The 16726-nt window shown below is 57.5% G+C and carries 14 protein-coding genes; 5 read left to right on the plus strand and 9 right to left on the minus strand.

Annotation, left to right across the window (positions count from 1 at the left end):
• Positions 1-2: 2 nt before the first annotated feature.
• Positions 3-1466, plus strand: a complete 1464-nt coding sequence (locus ABEH87_RS15915; protein ID WP_346577633.1) for an aspartate aminotransferase family protein — start codon at positions 3-5, stop codon at positions 1464-1466.
• Positions 1467-1515: 49 nt separating this feature from the next.
• Here the strand turns inward: ABEH87_RS15915 and ABEH87_RS15920 are convergent, their stop codons facing one another.
• Positions 1516-2172 carry a DedA family protein gene (locus tag ABEH87_RS15920; protein ID WP_346577634.1) on the minus strand — a complete coding sequence of 219 codons (657 nt, stop codon included), beginning with the start codon at positions 2170-2172 and terminating at the stop codon, positions 1516-1518.
• 176 nt (positions 2173-2348) lie between these two features.
• Entirely contained in the window at positions 2349-3539 is a 1191-nt protein-coding gene (gene metC, locus ABEH87_RS15925) for a cystathionine beta-lyase (protein WP_346577635.1), read from the minus strand.
• A gap of 248 nt (positions 3540-3787) precedes the next feature.
• Here metC and exbB point away from each other — a divergent pair, with 248 nt between their 5' ends.
• Positions 3788-4522: a tol-pal system-associated acyl-CoA thioesterase gene (gene exbB, locus ABEH87_RS15930; protein WP_346577636.1), complete on the plus strand. Its 735-nt coding sequence runs from the start codon at positions 3788-3790 to the stop codon at positions 4520-4522.
• 5 nt (positions 4523-4527) lie between these two features.
• Entirely contained in the window at positions 4528-4950 is a 423-nt protein-coding gene (gene exbD / locus ABEH87_RS15935) for a TonB system transport protein ExbD (RefSeq protein ID WP_346577637.1), read from the plus strand.
• A 77-nt stretch (positions 4951-5027) separates the two neighbouring features.
• On the opposite strand, the gene ABEH87_RS15940 is transcribed toward exbD, so the two are convergent.
• The 6 genes from ABEH87_RS15940 to ABEH87_RS15965 all read right to left on the minus strand — a co-directional run bounded on the left by ABEH87_RS15940 (position 5028) and on the right by ABEH87_RS15965 (position 11800).
• Positions 5028-6350, minus strand: a complete 1323-nt coding sequence (locus tag ABEH87_RS15940; protein WP_346577638.1) for an MFS transporter — start codon at positions 6348-6350, stop codon at positions 5028-5030.
• Positions 6351-6534: 184 nt separating this feature from the next.
• A complete protein-coding gene (locus ABEH87_RS15945; RefSeq protein WP_346577639.1) occupies positions 6535-7521 on the minus strand; it encodes a spore coat U domain-containing protein in 987 nt (328 codons plus the stop codon).
• Positions 7518-9941, minus strand: a complete 2424-nt coding sequence (locus tag ABEH87_RS15950) for a fimbria/pilus outer membrane usher protein (protein ID WP_346577640.1) — start codon at positions 9939-9941, stop codon at positions 7518-7520. The genes ABEH87_RS15945 and ABEH87_RS15950 overlap by 4 nt, the downstream gene beginning before the upstream one ends.
• Before the next feature lie 3 nt (positions 9942-9944).
• Positions 9945-10661, minus strand: coding sequence for a molecular chaperone (locus ABEH87_RS15955; RefSeq protein ID WP_346577642.1), 717 nt, complete (start codon positions 10659-10661; stop codon positions 9945-9947).
• Between the two features lie 24 nt (positions 10662-10685).
• Positions 10686-11177: a spore coat U domain-containing protein gene (locus tag ABEH87_RS15960; RefSeq protein WP_346577897.1), complete on the minus strand. Its 492-nt coding sequence runs from the start codon at positions 11175-11177 to the stop codon at positions 10686-10688.
• Between the two features lie 56 nt (positions 11178-11233).
• On the minus strand, positions 11234-11800 hold the full coding sequence (locus ABEH87_RS15965; RefSeq protein WP_346577644.1) for a spore coat protein U domain-containing protein: 567 nt from the start codon (positions 11798-11800) through the stop codon (positions 11234-11236).
• 552 nt (positions 11801-12352) lie between these two features.
• Between ABEH87_RS15965 and ABEH87_RS15970 the strand changes: the two genes are divergently transcribed.
• Both ABEH87_RS15970 and ABEH87_RS15975 read left to right on the plus strand, forming a co-directional pair.
• Entirely contained in the window at positions 12353-14485 is a 2133-nt protein-coding gene (locus tag ABEH87_RS15970) for a bifunctional diguanylate cyclase/phosphodiesterase (RefSeq protein WP_346577645.1), read from the plus strand.
• A 65-nt stretch (positions 14486-14550) separates the two neighbouring features.
• Entirely contained in the window at positions 14551-15957 is a 1407-nt protein-coding gene (locus ABEH87_RS15975; RefSeq protein ID WP_346577647.1) for a PLP-dependent aminotransferase family protein, read from the plus strand.
• 94 nt (positions 15958-16051) lie between these two features.
• Here the strand turns inward: ABEH87_RS15975 and ABEH87_RS15980 are convergent, their stop codons facing one another.
• On the minus strand, positions 16052-16534 hold the full coding sequence (locus ABEH87_RS15980) for a YlaC family protein (RefSeq protein ID WP_346577648.1): 483 nt from the start codon (positions 16532-16534) through the stop codon (positions 16052-16054).
• Positions 16535-16726: the final 192 nt, after the last annotated feature.

Below are 16726 nucleotides of genomic sequence, written 5' to 3' on the forward strand. Positions count from 1 at the left end.
TGATGTCCCGGTTAAACCCGATTCTGGCCGCGTCAGCGCAAAGCACGGACGCGTACCAGCAAGCGATTAAGCAGACCAGCGAAGCCGTGGTGCAGTGGCTGCAACAGCCTGAAATGTATCAGGGTAAAAGCGTTGCTGAACTGCGTGAGCGCATCCAGCTGGACTTTACCTCTCAGGGCCTGGGTAACCAGGCCGCTATTGAGCGCGCGGTGGAGTTCTTCTTAAAAGACAGCCTGTCGGTTCATCACCCGCAGTGCGTGGCGCACCTGCACTGCCCAAGCCTGGTCGTCAGCCAGGCGGCGGAAGTGCTGATCAACGCCACCAACCAGAGCATGGACTCCTGGGACCAGAGCCCGTCGGCGACCATCATCGAGGTCAAGCTGATTGAATGGCTGCGCACTCAGGTCGGCTATCAGGCCGGCGATGCTGGCGTGTTCACCAGCGGTGGCACCCAGAGTAACCTGATGGGCCTGATGCTGGCACGGGATGCCTTCTTTGCGCGTATGGGCCATTCTGTACAGCAGGATGGGCTGCCGGGCGACCTGAGCAAGATTAAAGTGTTCTGCTCTGAAAATGCCCACTTCTCCGTACAGAAGAATATGGCACTGATGGGGCTGGGCTACCGTTCGGTCACGCTGGTGAAAACCGACCGCTTCGCGCGTATGGACCTCAACGACTTAGCCGAAAAAGTGGCGCAGGCTAAGGCTAACGGCGAGCAGATTCTGGCGATCGTGGCGACCGCAGGCACGACCGACGCGGGCGCAATTGACCCGCTGCGGGCGATTGCTCAGCTGGCGGCAGAACATCAGATCTGGGTCCACGTTGATGCGGCATGGGGCGGCGCACTGTTGCTGTCGGAGAAATACCGCGACTACCTGGACGGTATTGAACTGGTGGACTCGATCACGCTGGACTTCCACAAGCAGTTCTTCCAGACCATCAGCTGCGGCGCTTTCCTGTTAAAGGAAGCGCGCCACTATGAGCTGATGCGCTACCAGGCGGCTTATCTGAACTCGGAGTTCGATGAAGCGCAGGGCGTGCCAAATCTGGTGTCCAAATCGCTGCAAACCACCCGCCGTTTCGATGCGCTGAAACTGTGGATGGGCCTGGAAGCGCTGGGCCAGCAGCAGTACGCGGAGATCATCGACCACGGCGTGACGCTGGCGCAGGACGTGGCGCAGTATGTCTCTGAGCAGCCATCGCTGGAGCTGGTAATGCAGCCACAGCTGGCCAGCGTCCTGTTCCGCTACCGTCCGGCCGCACTGGCCAGTGCAGACGATGCAACCATCGCACTGCTGAACCAGAAAATTGGTGACGCCCTGCTGGATTCAGGCCGGGCGAACGTGGGAGTGACGGAGTCTGACGGGGTAACCTGCCTGAAGATGACGTTACTGAACCCCACCGTCACCCTGCAGGATATTAAAGTCCTGCTGGCGCTGGTGGAAACCACGGCAGAACAGCTGTAAAACGCACAAGGGCAACGCGCTTGCCCCTCATATAAAACGAGCCCGGTGATTACCGGGCTTTTTTTCCTCTGATCACCAGAGCAATACTGCCGATCAGTCCGATGGATAGCATAATCAGCGGCAGGATCATCAGGCAGGCCATCACCTGATCTTCATGGCGTTTGAAAAACGGCACCTGACTGATGGTGTAACCAAACCCGACCAGAATCGCCACCCACAGTAGTCCGCTCATCCAGTTAAATAGCTGAAAACGAGCACTTTTTAACCCTGCAATCCCCGCCAGCGTAGGCAGAATGGTGCGCACAAAGGCGAGAAAACGCCCGACCAGCAGCGCCATCAGACCGTGACGGTTAAACAGGTTCCATGCGCGTTGATGATATTGCGCGGGCAGATGCAGCAGCCAGCCTTTCACCAGCCGGGTATTCCCCAGCCAGCGGCCCTGTAAATATCCCAGCCAGCAGCCGAGGCTGGCCGCCGTGGTCAGAATCAACAGGGTAGGGATAAACGCCATCACTCCTTTAGCAATCATCGCCCCGGCCAGCAATAACAGGCTGTCACCGGGTAAAAATGCGGCAGGAAGCAGGCCGTTTTCCAGCAGCAGCGTCAGAAACATAATGCCGTAGACCACCCAAATCACATCCGGATTGGCCAGCGCGGCAAAGTCCTGATGCCAGAGCGCCTGAACAATCTCGTGTAGTACACCCATTCTATTTCCCGTTAACTCATTGCCATTATCGCTGGCGTAACAGCGTCCATCCTGTCACGCCCATTATGTTGGCCATTGCAACACCACCCGTTAGTGTAACTGTAAATACGTTCCAACATCTTGATCAAAGGCGCGAAGCCTGCGGGTCGTTAACATTTTGTTGAGGATCCAGTGCCTTACCCCTTTAAACGTTCGAAACCGGCGGCCAGATCGTCAATCAGATCGTCAACATTTTCCAGCCCGATGTGAACGCGTACCAGCGTACCGGTAAAATCAATGCCGCCCGCCGGGCGGATAGCGGCCAGTTCTTCCGGCTGATTAGCCAGAATCAGTGACTCATAGCCGCCCCAGGAGTACGCCATACTGAAATGGCGGAAGTTATCGAGGTAGTGCGCCAGCTGAACGTCGCTCAGTTTGTCCTTCAGTATAAAGGAAAACAGCCCGCTGCTGCCGGTAAAGTCACGCTGCCAGAACGCATGGCCTTTACACTGTGGCAGCGCCGGGTGATTGACCACGGCCACTTCGGGGCGTTCTGCCAGCCAGTGAGCGACGCGCAGGCCGCTCTCCTGGTGCTGACGCAGACGCACGGCCAGCGTGCGCAGGCCACGGCTGGCCATATAGGCGGTATCCGCGTCAACCATCTGCCCCATCAGATACGAGTTCTCCCGCAGCGTCTCCCAGCAGCGCGCACTGGCGACGGCGGTGCCGATCATCGCATCGGAATGGCCGATCAGATACTTGGTTCCTGCCTGAATGGAGATATCCACGCCAAAATCCAGCGCGCGGAACAGAATACCGGCCCCCCAGGTGTTATCGATCATCACGATCGCCTCAGGGGCTTTGTGGCGGATGGCGGCGACAATCGCCGGGATATCCTGCACTTCCATCGTGATCGAAGCCGGAGATTCCAGAAACACCACGCGCGTGTTGGGCTGCACGAGATCTGCAATTTCGCTGCCGGTGCTGTGATCGAACCAGGTTGTGGTCACCCCCAGCTTGCTGAGGATTTTGCTGCAAAAATCCTGCGTCGGTTCATACACGCTGCCGCTCATCAGCACATTATCCCCGGCGGAGACAAAGGCGAGGATGGCGTTGGAGACTGCCGCAGCGCCACACGGGTAGAGCGCACAGCCTGCGCCGCCTTCCAGTTCGGTCATCGCTTCCTGTAGCGAAAAATGAGTCAGGGTGCCGCGACGGCCATAGAACAGCTCACCGTCTGCCCGCCCGGCAGTGGCGCGCTTTTTATCCGCCACGGTGTCGAATACCAGCGAAGAAGCCCGCTGGATCACGCTGTTAACCGCGCCCTGGGTATAACGTTTGCTGCGTCCGGCGCGAATCAGTGCCGTTTCAATTTTTTCGCTGCTCATAAGAATCCTGTGTCATTTTTACCCTTTTTTTCAACGTTACCACGCCAGCCGTTCTGGTGATATTCGGTAAGAGGATAAGTGATGAAAATTCACTATCAGTGCTTTTAGCCGTTCTGCCAGTCAACGGTTTGTGCAAAAAACGCGCAGAACGTTGTAAATAGTAATGAGAACTACTATCAATTCCCGGCTGTTTTGGTATGATCGGCGATGGATTTTTCGCTTTCAGCAATTGACGTTGGAGACACAGCGTGACAAATGATTTGATGCAGATGGACCTTTCCGTCTGGGGCATGTACCAGCATGCAGACATCGTGGTTAAAGCGGTGATGATTGGCCTTCTGTTGGCATCCGTTGTCACCTGGGCCATTTTCTTCAGCAAAAGCATTGAGCTGAGCGCGGCGCGCAAGCGTCTGAAGCGCGAGCAGCAGCAGCTGGCCGGCGTACGTTCGCTGGAAGAAGCGTCACAGGTTTGTGAAGGCTTTAAAGGTCTCAGCCTCAGCGCGCTGCTGGTGAAAGAAGCGGAAAATGAGCTGGAACTCTCCGCCGGATCTGACGATAACAACGGCATCAAAGACCGTACCGGTTTTCGTCTTGAGCGCCGCGTGGCAGCCTTCAGCCGTCATGCCGGTCGCGGTAACGGCTTCCTCGCCACTATCGGGGCTATCGCGCCGTTTGTTGGTCTGTTCGGCACGGTATGGGGCATCATGAACAGCTTCATCGGCATCGCGAAGACGCAGACCACTAACCTGGCGGTTGTCGCTCCCGGCATTGCTGAAGCGCTGCTGGCGACGGCTATCGGCCTGGTTGCCGCTATCCCTGCGGTCGTGATCTACAACGTCTTTGCCCGCAGCATCGGCAGCTACAAAGCGTCTCTGGGCGATGTGGCCGCGCAGGTTCTGCTGTTACAGAGCCGTGACCTGGACCTTGCTGCCAGCGAAAGCGCACAGCGCGTTCAGCCCGCGCAGAAACTGCGGGTAGGTTAAGCACCATGGCCATGCGATTAAACGAAGATCTCGATAGCAACGGTGAAATGCATGAAATTAACGTGACGCCGTTTATCGACGTCATGCTGGTGCTGCTGATTATCTTTATGGTCGCCGCACCGCTGGCCACCGTTGACGTACGCGTCAATCTGCCTGCTTCCACCAGTTCCCCCCAGCCGCGCCCGGAAAAACCGGTCTATCTGTCGATCAAAGCTGACCGTCAGCTGTTTATCGGCAACGATGCAGTGACGGAAGAGACGCTGGTCGATACGCTGATTAAGCAGACTGAAGGCAAGAAAGATACCACTATCTTCTTCCAGGCCGATAAGTCAGTCGATTATGAAACGCTGATGAGCGTGATGGATAAACTGCGCCAGGCGGGATATCTGAAGATCGGTCTGATGGGGATGGAAACCGTCGGTAAATAAAATGTCTGCCTCTCTGGCCGACTGAAACCGTGCAGGGGGCGACCTTTTTTTCCGGTCGCCCCCTGGCAAATCCCCGGCTATGACACCTGAATCGCCGGTTCTTTCAGACGCCTTATCTGATACTGCTTCACCAGCCGTTTAATCATCAGTGAACCGGCAAGCCCGCACACCGCAGCAATCGTCAGCCAGACGCCCGGCATCGCCTTATCCCCGGTGACGTGGATCAGATAGCTGCAAATCGCCGGGGTAAAACCGCCAAACAGCGCCGTCGCCAGACTGTAGGCCAGCGAGAACCCCGTGGCGCGCACCTCCGCAGGCATCACTTCGGTCAGATACACCACCATCGCCCCGTTATAGCTGCCGTACAGGAAAGAGAGCCACAGCTCGGCTTCCAGCAGGTGGCTCAGGCTCGGCGCACCGACCAGCCAGTGCAGCACCGGCCATGCGGTGAGGATCATCAGCACGGTAAACAGCAGCAGCAGCGGCCGGCGGCCGTAGCGGTCGGAAAGCGATCCCATCACCGGCAGCCAGAACAGATTAGAGATGCCGACGCACAGCGTGACAAAGAAGCTCTGTTTGTCACTCATCATCAGCACCGTTTTACCGAACGTAGGGGTGAAGGCGGTGATCATATAAAACATTACGGTGGTGGTGACCACCATCAGCATCCCGGCGAGGATCAGCGCCCAGTTACTGGCCACTGAATGCAAAATCTGACCCATTGTCGGGTGGTGTTTACGCTGGCTGAACGCCTCCGTTTCTTCCAGCATACGGCGGATCCAGAACAGGAAAGGCACGATCAGGCAGCCGATGACGAAGGGAATACGCCAGCCCCATTCCGTCACTTCGCCTTTATCCAGCAGATGGTTAAGCAGCAGGCCCAGCAATGCGGCGAAGATCACGGCAATCTGCTGACTGCCCGACTGCCAGCTGACGTAAAACCCTTTCCTGCCCTTAGGCGCGATCTCGGAGAGATAAACAGACACCCCACCCAGTTCAACCCCGGCGGAGAACCCCTGCAACAGGCGGCCCAGCAGGATCAGGATCGGTGCCGCCATCCCCAGCGTGCTGTAGCCGGGCACCACCGCAATGGTCAGCGTCCCAAGCGCCATCATACACAGCGTCAGCAACAGCCCCTTGCGTCGCCCGTGCTGGTCAATATAAGAGCCGAGGATAATCGCCCCCAGCGGGCGCATCAGGAAACCGGCACCGAACGTCATCAGCGTCAGCATCAGCGAGGCGAAGGGGTCATCACCGGGGAAGAAGGTTTTAGCAATGGCGCTGGCATAGTAGCCAAACACCATAAAATCGTACATCTCAAGGAAGTTACCGCTGGTGACGTTGAAGATGGTTCTTGCACCGCCCTGTCGCGATGTCCCTGCCGGAATCGTTGTGGTCATTACCGCATCCTTTGTCTGTTTTCCTCGTTTTTAACCTGCCAGGGAGGGGAATAATGTGATGCACATCACCGTGTGGATTTACTATTTGTTCACATTAGTAACCAAAAATTAACAGAAACTGCTGTTGATTAAAATATGCACACAATTTTGCACCATTGCCTCACCATCGCGGTAAGGGTTGGTATCAGAAAGACAAATCTACCGTGACCGTATCGCTGTAATTACCCGCCACCGGTGTTGCCTGGTTGGTCAGTACCCGGGCATTGTAGTTAAAGGTACGTGTGAGCCCGTCACCGCTGGTGTTGCTGGCCGCGCTGCTGGCCACGCGGTCAGGAGTGGCGCTGCCCCAGCGCGTGGTACCCGACCCTTGATAAATTTCATACGCCAGCTGGCCTCCGGCCGGGCTGGTCATATAGCGCTGTGAATTCACCGCGTGCAGGCCGTTACTCAGGCCAACCGTATAGGTGCTGTCCTTGGTACAGATGACGTTAATCGACTGACTGACGCTGTTGAAACTTCCGACCAGCGGGGCACTGCTAAAGTTGACCGCCGGGGCGGTGATGGTGGTGCAGTCTTTGGATATCTCAATATTCACGGTGATCAGCTGGGTCGCCGTACCGGTTTGCTGTGAGCCCAGCAGGCAGGCACCCAGCACGCCAACGCCGGTACAGACATTGTACGGAACGCTGACCGTCAGCAGCACGGTGTAGCTCCCGGCAGCGACCACGGCACCGGGTACGGTGCGCAGATAGAGCGGAATGCTAAAAATCACCTGGCCGGCCGGACCAATATTCAGCCCCAGCAGCTGGCTGCGCGACAGGGTGTAGATCGTGCCCCCGATCCCCAGTTCGCTGGTGCAGCTGGCATCGGTACACAGCTGCACCGGGATCAGATCGCTGCCGAGTTTCATCGCGCCGCGGTTGCCGACCGCCGCGACGGCGCTGGCACCGGTTAGCTGAAGCCGGATAGTATCCGTTGAGAGCAGGGCCAGCACGCCGCCTCCGCAGTTCACGCTGATATTTTGTGTGACGGTGCTGATGTTGGTGTTGACGGTAAACGAACTGACACCGCCAAAGCTGGCCGTTACTGCCGCAGTGGTGCAGGCCGCCAGCGCGGGAAGTGAGCTGCCCATCAGCAGCAGGGTACAGCACAGCAGCAGTGTTTTTCTCATGGCGTATTTCCTGAAGAGGAGGGGGACAGCGCGCAGGTCAGTGGGCCGTAAGTGGTCAGTGATTCAGGCCGACCGCCGGGCACCGTCAGTGCGGTATCACACTGGCGGCCATCAGGGGTGCGTGCATGAATCACGTTGCGTCCGGTCAGATTCTCTAACCAGGTGATGCCATCCCAGCCGACGAAGGTGGTCGGCTGGTCAGGGCGGTCAATCTGCGTGGAGAGCGGCAGCGGTTCACCGTTCTGGTCGTGCAGGATCACGCTGGCGGCGCGCAGTTGCTCAATCGGGAAGTGCAGCAGATAGCCGCTCTGGCGCTTAACGGAGAAGCGCTGTTCGACGCTACTGGCGGCCAGACCCGCAGGCAGATCGAGCGTGTCGATATCATATTTCGCCGGATAATAGGAGCTGACTCGCGGCACCAGCAGGTAACCGTCCTCGTCCGTTTTGCCCATCAGCTGGTTTTCAAAACGCACATTAACCGCCGGGTAATCCGTTTTCACCAGCACAAAGGCATCCGTCACCTGGTTGGCGGCAAAGACGCTGCCGTCCATCAGCACCAGCGAGCCTGCAACGTCGGCAAAGGTGGTACTGTAGTCGTCATCGCCATAATAGCCTGCCGAGGTTTCCATTTTCTGATTACGCCAGCGCAGATTCCCCTGGCGATAGTTGCCCCCTGTGCTCTGATTCGCCACGGAGCCATCCCACGCTAAACCGCCGTCGGTCGGCATGGAACGGGACAGAGTGAGACGCTCGGCGGTGCCACCCTGTTGATTACGCTCGACGCTGATGCTGGCGCTGCTCAGATCGCTGAACGGGATCATCACGCCGATGGCACCGGACCAGTTTCCGAGCTGCTGGTCGCGGCTGGCTGAAACATACATGCTGGCGTCGGCCCACAGATTACGGCTCCACGACAGGTTCAGCAGACGGGTGCGGTCTCCCTCACCGCTGGTAATATCAATCAGCGCGGCGCCCAGGCTACCGAACCGATCCAGCGACAGGCTGGCGTTGTACTGGGCGCTGCTGCGGCTGAGCGTATAAAGCGCGGCGGTCTCAGGGTTACTTTTACGGTCGGCATACACGGCAAGATTACCAAAGCCGGTGGTGCGTCTGGTCTGCTGCATCCCCACGCTGAAACGGCTGGTGCTGTACTGATAGCCCCAGCTGTACTGTCTGCCGCTGTCCCCTTGCATCTGGCTCTGACTGACGGCACCGTTCACCACCCCCCAGGCACCCAGCTTCAGCAGGGCGCCAGCTCCGCCCAGTGCCAGTGAGGGCGCGGCTTCGGCATGGCTCTCCAGCGTCAGCCAGTCGGCCAGACCATAGCGGTAAGCGCCGCTGGTAGCGGCTGAACCATAGTCAAAATTTTTCAGCCCGTAGTTCTGACGCAGCGCCCCGGCAGAGAGGGAATAATCAGACAGGCCGCTTTTCAGCAGGCTGCTGGCGACATAAAACGGCAGCGTTGTGCTTACCCTGCGGCCCTGGGCATCGGTGGTGACCACTACCGCATTCCCGGCTCCGTTGACAAACGGCATATTGGTCAGCGAGTAAGGGCCGGGCTGGACATTATTGCTGCTGGCCTGATAGCCGTTAACGAACAGGTCAACGGTGGAGGGAACGGCGGCCTGCCCGGAAAAAGAGGGCAAAGGATAAGTGACCAGGTCCGGGCGCAGCGAGAAGTCGCGCCCCACCTGAATCCCTCCCAGACGCACGCTGGTGCTCCACGCCAGTGAATCACTGATCAGGTCACCGACCTGCCAGTTAAGGGCATTTTCTTCATTCTGATTTGACCACCAGGTGTCATAGCGAAGATAGCCATTTTTCTGGTAGCCGGTTTGCCCGGAGAGCTGCTGCTGATAAGTCCCGTTGCTGGAGAACTGGCCGTAGCCGCCGAACAGACGCAGTTCATTCCAGGCGGACATTCGCGAACCGCTTCCGCTGGTCTGGCTGGTATACAGGTCATAGTTAAACAGCGCGCCGTTGCTGCTGCGCCCCTCAAAGCGCGGACCGTTCTGCGTGGTGCCCGCGAACGTTTGCGCAGGCAGCCATTCTGCGGGCACCCTCAAAAGAATACGCTGACGCCGGCGGTCGTACCCGGCGTTAACCTGGTCCATAGCGGACACATCCATCAACGACGAGGTGATTTTTGACGCCGGAATACCGGCGCTCTGCAAATCTGCGGCTCGCAGCAGATAGTGACCGTCGTGAAACTGCACCGGCACCACCAGCCCGCGATCGTCATCATTGACCACCAGCCCCAGCATATAATTCTGGTCCGGCGTCGGGCGGACGCTGGCAGCGGGCGGCGGCGGTAGCGAACTGTAAGTTTCCGCGCTGCCGCTCAGCGGGGACAGGCAGGTCAGCAGACCGGTGGCGATCAGCGTACAGTGTCGTCCCGGCCCAAGGTAGCCTCTTTTCATCGACTAGCGTGCTGAGCTGTTGCTTCGCCAGGTCTGGTTATCATCCAGTTCAGCGGTGATTTCAGCCCGATCTGAGGCCGGGCTGCTTAACGGGAAGGTATTTGTGGCATTGGCCAGCACATACCCCAACAGGCTGCCGGGCAGCCTGCGCCCCCCCAGCGTTACATTACTTAAACGCGCGTGGACGCTGCTGCGGTTGGTGATTTCCAGCGCCTGTTTGCCCTCGCGATTTACCAGCTTCCAGCTGAGTTCAGGGCGGGTAGTGGCCGGATTGAGGCCGCTGCCATAGACAAACAGCGGCACGGAGTAGCGCATCTGAAGCGTTAAACCGGCCTGGCTTTCACTGCTCTGCGGCGTGGGGATCTCATCCAGCAGCACGCGGTAAGCGGCTTCCTGACCGGCAGCGGGTGCTGTCTGCTTAATCAGGCGCACCAGCTGACGCTTGCCTGGCTCAATACGCACCACGGGCGGGCTGGCCAGCACCTGCTGCTGCGTCTGATACTGCTCCTGCCCGTTGACCTGTTGCCAGCCAAAGACGCGTACCTGCATCAGCGTGGTGTTCTCGCCACGGTTCTCCAGCCACAGCTCGGTGGCTTTCTGATCCTGATGGATTTTAGGATCGATCGGCCAGATCAGTACCGAGTTCCCGGCGCGGGCGTTCAGCGCCAGAACACTTAACAGCAGGGCCAGTAACGTGGCTGAGACCCGTCGATTTTTCATTCCTGCTCCTTACCTTCCCTAAAATTACCAGCTTAAAGTCACGTTCAACGTGTCGCTGTAGGTCCCTGCCCGGTTAACACCGCTCAGCTGTAACTGGCCGTAGATTGGCAGGGTAATATTGTTGGCATTGCCTAACGTCACGGCGACATCCTGGCTGACCGGTATCGCGATGGTGCGGGCAGCATTGGAATACAGGCGGTATGCCACCAGATTGGTGTTGCCGGCGACTCTGAGGTTGCGGGTGGTGGTGTAGTTGCTCCCCCCGTCGATCCTCATATTGAGCGTGGTTCCCGGCGTACAGGCCAGCACAATGCCTGAGCTCTGCACATAGGCAGCATTGGCGGTGGTCGTGCCCACGCCCGGCTGAGTCCCGAAGTCGAGCGTGCCGAAAACACCGGGACCGGAACCCGTGATGACACAGCCATTGACGATGGAAGCCGTGACCGCGAAGTCGACGGTAGGTAACGGATACCCGCTGCTGCTGTAAACCAGCAGCAGCAGGGCCAGCGGGCGCATGACGCCCGCGTGTCGCTGGACCCGCTCCCACACGATGAACTCCCTCGTCGAGGCAATCAGTAGTTCACTGCGACGCTAATCGAGTCCTGGTAAGTGCCCGCCGGAATGGCGGCGTTATTGCCACCACCGGCGATACGGCCGAAGATCGGATAGTTATCGCCTTTCACCGGATCGGCGGTTCCTACCGGGACCAGATTGGTGTTATTGGCAATCGGCGTGGTATAGGCGTTCGACGTGTACAGGGTGTAAGCGACACCGATCGTGGCGGTGGTACTGTTGATCAGATAGCGCGGCTGTGCCGTTTCAGTCCCATAGACCGTGGCGGGTTTAGCACTGCTGCTGACCAGCTGAATGGTGTAGGTCGATCCGGTCGAGCAACGCACATAGATGCCATTACCCTGTGTACCGACCAGAGTGGTGTCAATCGTGGTAAAGGTTGCCGCACTGCTGCCGAAGTCAAGGTCACCGAAGGCGGCACCTGTCGTGGCGGGCAGTCCGTTAACCAGGCACCCTGCAGTCAGGACCAGTTTGGCCGCAATTGTTCCGGTGGTGGTGGCGGCAAAGCCAGGACTGGCTACGCCAATGCTCAGGCCGCAGCCCAGCAGAAAAAGCTTCATTTTCATAACCATTCCTTACTGATTAGAGTGATGAACGTGCTTTTCCGCCTGATGTAAATTGTCTTCTGCACAGCGCAAAGAACAATGAAAATATAAAAAAAACCTAACCAGGATTTAATATAACCTGAGGAATAATCTCTTATTTGAATTAATAAGTTAGTCGTATTTTACCTAACTATAGATCAGGCTGACCCTGGCTGATAAGTGAAATTTAAAAATATTATTTATGTGTTAAGGCGGTCAAAGATAAGAGGGGTTTACCCCTTGTGAGAGCAGGGCAATGGAAAATTTCCAAGAATGTTCCTAAGATTAACCAGGTGAATTATCGGGCCGGTAATATGTTCACTGAGCACGAAAAAACAGTTTAATAGACATTATAAATTATAGGGATATGCCTTAATTTTCCTGACACACTTTTCAGCACCTTCCACTTTCCCGCGCTGTCGCTAAAGTCGGGTGATTTTTAGCCGATAAAATAAGCCTCAGCCAGGAGTCAGTTATCACGACTCCGGGTCATTACACACAGGTCATCCTGGCTACTGCATTCGAGATTGTCATATGCTCATGAGTTCGTACGATCAACTACTGGTTATCGTCTCTTTCATCGTCGCCTTTCTGGCTTCCTATACTGCGCTGGATATGGCGGGAAGGGTGGCCACCTCTACCGGCAAAGTGGCCCGCGTGTGGCTACTCGGTGGCGGCTTTGCCATGGGAGTTGGTATCTGGTCAATGCACTTTATCGGCATGCTGGCGATGAGCCTGCCGATGGTGATGAGCTACGACGCCAGCCTGACCGTAGTCTCAATGGTGATTGCCGTGGCGGCCTCAATATTTGCACTGTGGGTCGTCTGCTACGGCCAGCTGCCGTGGTATCGCCTGCTGGGTGGGGCGGTCATCATGGGCAGCGGCGTGGTCGCCATGCACTACACCGGCATGGCGGCGCTGATGATCAACCCCGGCATCGTCTGGAACTGGGCGTGGATATGGCTGTCGGTGCTGATTGCGCTGGTCGCTTCCGGCGCGGCGCTGTGGCTGGCCTTCCGCCTGCGGCAGGGCAGCGGGCCTCTGGCGCTGATGCGCAGCGGTGCGGCGCTGATTATGGGGATTGCTATCGCCGGTATGCACTACACCGGTATGGCCGCCGCCAGTTTCCCGATGGACAGCCATGCCACGCATCTGGGGATGAACAGCAACTGGCTGGCAATCCTGGTCGTAGTGGTGACACTGGCGATCCTCGGCATTACGCTGCTGGTTTCTATGCTGGATGCGCGCCTGCAGGCGCGGACCTCGGTCCTGGCCTCGTCGCTGGCTGAAGCTAACCGTGAGCTGGCTCAGCTGGCGCTGCATGACAATCTTACGCGTCTGCCCAACCGTATCCTGCTGGAAGACCGCCTGGACCAGGCCATCAACAAAGCGTCGCGTGAAAGCTCCAAATTTGCCCTGATGTTCATGGATCTGGACGGTTTTAAAGCCGTCAATGACGCCTTCGGCCACCATATTGGCGACAGCCTGCTGATTGCCGTGACCGAGCGCATGAAAGAGAAAGTGGAAGGGCATCACACCCTGGCGCGTCTGGGGGGCGATGAATTTGTGCTGCTGATTGAGATTGACGACCCGAACGATGCCGCCGTCGTGGCTGATGCGCTGGTGAAAGCCATCGAGCGGCCGTTTGATATTTCGCGCTACGAGCTGGTGGTGTCGCTGAGTATCGGTATTGCCGTGTTCCCCGGTGACGGCAGCGACGAACGCGAGCTGATGTTTAACGCCGATGCGGCCATGTATCACACCAAAAACAACGGTCGTAACGGCTACAGTTTCTTCCAGCCGTCGATGAATACCATCGCGCAGAACCAGTTACAGCTGATCAACGATCTGTGGCTGGCGCAGGAACATAAAGAGCTGCGCCTGTATTACCAGCCGAAATTCTGCGCGCCGCGCGGGCCGATCATTGGTTTTGAGGCGCTGCTGCGCTGGCAGCATCCGCAGCGCGGCCTGCTGACGCCGGATATCTTCCTGCCGCTGGCGGAAAAGACCGGGCTGATTGTCAGCATCGGTAACTGGGTGATTGGAGAAGCCTGTCGTCAGCTGCGCTGCTGGCACCTGCAGGGACACAGCGACTGGTCGGTGGCCGTTAACCTGTCAGCGCTGCAGTTTGAACAGGCAGGCCTGGTAGAAACCGTGGTCAGGGCGCTGGAAATGCACCAGATCCCTCCTGAACAACTGACGCTGGAGGTGACGGAAACCACCGCCATGCGCGACCCGGATGAGAGCATTCGCATCCTGACGCAGTTAACTGAGCTGGGGGTGAAAGCCTCCATCGATGATTTCGGGACCGGCTATTCCAGCCTGCTGTACCTGAAACGCTTACCCGCCAGCGAGCTGAAAATCGACCGCGCCTTTGTTAACGAGCTGCAGGCGCAGACCGAAGATGCCACTATCGTCACCGCGATTGTCGCCCTGGCGCAGACGCTGAACCTGAAAGTGGTTGCGGAAGGGGTTGAAACCCCCGAACAGCAGGCGTTTCTCACCGGGCTGGGCTGCAATACTCTCCAGGGCTATCTGCTGGGCCGCCCGGTCCCGCCGGAGCAGGTCCCCGACCTGAAACAGTATGTTGACGGCGGCGATGAAGAAAACCCCGTGGTGGAGGCCCCAAAGCGGATGACGGTCGTCTCACTTCCTGATGCGGTGTGATTGTGCTGCTACGGGCAGTCGACCTATAATAGTTTTCTCTTGAGCTAAAACGGCCTGTAACAGTAGTGGCAAAATTTGAACAGCTGATCGCACAGATCCAGCAGCAAATCGAAACGGAAATCTGGCAGCCAGGGGAAAAACTCCCCTCGCTGCGGCAGCAGGTGTCGCTCAGTGGCATGAGCCTGATGACCGTGATGCACGCCTATCAGGTGCTGGAAAGTCAGGGATGGATCCAGTCGCGTCCGCAGTCGGGCTACTATGTGGCTCCGCGTGCGGAGTTTCTCAGCCAGCCACTGACCCATCAGAAAGTCCAGCTGGCTGAGTCGGTCGATATCAATGCCTTTATTTTCGACGTATTACAGGCCTGTCGCGATCCGCAAATCGTGCCCTTTGGTTCGGCCTTCCCCGATCCGGAACTGTTCCCCCAGCGCCAGCTGATGCGCGCCCTGACCACCGTTTCTCACAGTATGAAAGCCGTTGATGCTCTGCATAATTTGCCGCCGGGTAACGAAGCCCTGCGCAAAACGCTGGCTCAGCGCTATGCCTTACAGGGGATACAGGTTTCGCCGGACGAAATTGTCATCACTAACGGGGCAATGGAAGCGCTTAATCTCAGCCTGCAGGCGCTGACCGAGCCCGGAGACTGGGTGGCGATCGAAAACCCCTCTTTCTACGGCGCGCTGCAGGCGATTGAACGTCTGAAACTGAAAAGCGTGGCCATCGCCAGCGATCCACAGACGGGGATCGACCTCGACGAGCTGCGGGGGGCGCTGGAGCGCTGGCCGATCAAAGCCCTGTGGATGATGACCAACCAGCAGAATCCGGTGGGCTGTACGCTGAGCAAAGAGAAGAAACAGCAGCTGGTGGCGCTGCTGGCAGAGCACGGCGTGGCGCTGATTGAGGATGATGTTTACAGCGAACTCTATTTTGGCCATGAGAAACCGCTGCCGGCGAAAGCCTTCGATCGCCACGATAACGTGCTGCACTGCTCGTCGTTCTCGAAAAACCTGGTGGCAGGGTTTCGCGTGGGTTGGGTGGCCGCAGGGAAACATGCGCAGCGTATTCAGCGTCTGCAGCTGATGAGCACGCTGTCGACCAGCGCACCGATGCAGCAGGCGCTGGCCACCTATCTGGGAACGCGCAGTTACGATCGCCATCTGCGCCGTCTGCGTCAGGTGCTGGAGCAGCGTAAAAATCTGGCGCGTCAGGTGCTGAAGCGTCATCTTCCCGTCGGCGCACAGATCAACGATTCACGCGGGGGTTACTTTCTCTGGGTAGAGCTGCCGAAACAGGTCAACACCACCGAACTGTATTACCGCGCTCTGGAAAATAAGATCAGTATTGCGCCGGGGAAAATGTTCTCCTCCAGCGAGCAGTACGCCAATTATTTTCGCTTTAACACCGCATGGTGGGATGATTCACAGGAAGCCGCAGTAGCGACGCTCGGCCGCTTGATCGCCGAATTACTCTAAAGGGGGAGCTTCTGTTCCGGCCCGCTGCGAATCATTAACACGGGCCGACCGGAAGAAAAGGTCGGCCGTGGAGAAAACGACCCGCCCGTCCGTGTTACACCGTGGCGGCGCTTTTCTGGCCCCAGGTGAGGTGGAAGACATCGTAAAAATCAACTTCGCCCTTCAGGGAAAGCAGCTTGCGAATGCCTTTTTTGACTTTATCCGGCACATTATCATTGCTGAGAATATCGCCAATCGCCTGCTCAGACAGCGTGCGTACGTAATACCATTCGCCGTTATAGCAGACGCGCAGATCGAGCGTATCGATATCCTCAAAGCGGTATTTGGGATTGACGTCCATCAGCATCAGGCCGCTCATCAGCAGGATAAAAATCGTCGCCCCCCAGAAGGCTGGCCAGCCGAGAAAATCCGTGGTGAAGATCAGAGCGACGGTCAGGATATAGCAGCCGTACATTGATGCCCACAGCCCCGGATGGGTCTTGAGAAACTGAAAACTAAAGCGTGGTTTGTTATCGCGCTGTTCCTCGCGGTTCAACGTATCGATCTCGCGCAGCAATATTTTTTTAACTTCTTCCATTTTTTACCTCTGCAAAAGAGTACGGGCAGGGTGAAAGTAAACCATGCTTATGGCTATAACAGCAGACACAGTTTGCGGCTATTACGCTATAACAGTTGTCTGGCTAAAATGTAGCCTGGGGGCGATTTTGCAGGTAAAATCTTCGCCCCGCAGCATCAGGCTACGGATGAAGGAACAGACGGTTACCACAAT

This window comes from Erwinia sp. Eh17-17 (assembly GCF_039675725.1).
Lineage (GTDB): Bacteria > Pseudomonadota > Gammaproteobacteria > Enterobacterales > Enterobacteriaceae > Erwinia.

Bases quoted from the DNA above. Each gene is read 5' to 3' on its own strand.
- ABEH87_RS15955 (WP_346577642.1), bottom strand. From the start codon at position 10,661: ATGAAAAATCGACGGGTCTCAGCCACGTTACTGGCCCTGCTGTTAAGT.
- ABEH87_RS15945 (WP_346577639.1), bottom strand. From the start codon at position 7,521: ATGAGAAAAACACTGCTGCTGTGCTGTACCCTGCTGCTGATGGGCAGC.
- ABEH87_RS15950 (WP_346577640.1), bottom strand. From the start codon at position 9,941: ATGAAAAGAGGCTACCTTGGGCCGGGACGACACTGTACGCTGATCGCC.
- ABEH87_RS15920 (WP_346577634.1), bottom strand. From the start codon at position 2,172: ATGGGTGTACTACACGAGATTGTTCAGGCGCTCTGGCATCAGGACTTT.
- exbD (WP_346577637.1), top strand. From the start codon at position 4,528: ATGGCCATGCGATTAAACGAAGATCTCGATAGCAACGGTGAAATGCAT.
- ABEH87_RS15960 (WP_346577897.1), bottom strand. From the start codon at position 11,177: ATGCGCCCGCTGGCCCTGCTGCTGCTGGTTTACAGCAGCAGCGGGTAT.
- ABEH87_RS15940 (WP_346577638.1), bottom strand. From the start codon at position 6,350: ATGACCACAACGATTCCGGCAGGGACATCGCGACAGGGCGGTGCAAGA.
- ABEH87_RS15965 (WP_346577644.1), bottom strand. From the start codon at position 11,800: ATGAAAATGAAGCTTTTTCTGCTGGGCTGCGGCCTGAGCATTGGCGTA.
- ABEH87_RS15915 (WP_346577633.1), top strand. From the start codon at position 3: ATGTCCCGGTTAAACCCGATTCTGGCCGCGTCAGCGCAAAGCACGGAC.
- ABEH87_RS15980 (WP_346577648.1), bottom strand. From the start codon at position 16,534: ATGGAAGAAGTTAAAAAAATATTGCTGCGCGAGATCGATACGTTGAAC.
- metC (WP_346577635.1), bottom strand. From the start codon at position 3,539: ATGAGCAGCGAAAAAATTGAAACGGCACTGATTCGCGCCGGACGCAGC.
- ABEH87_RS15970 (WP_346577645.1), top strand. From the start codon at position 12,353: ATGCTCATGAGTTCGTACGATCAACTACTGGTTATCGTCTCTTTCATC.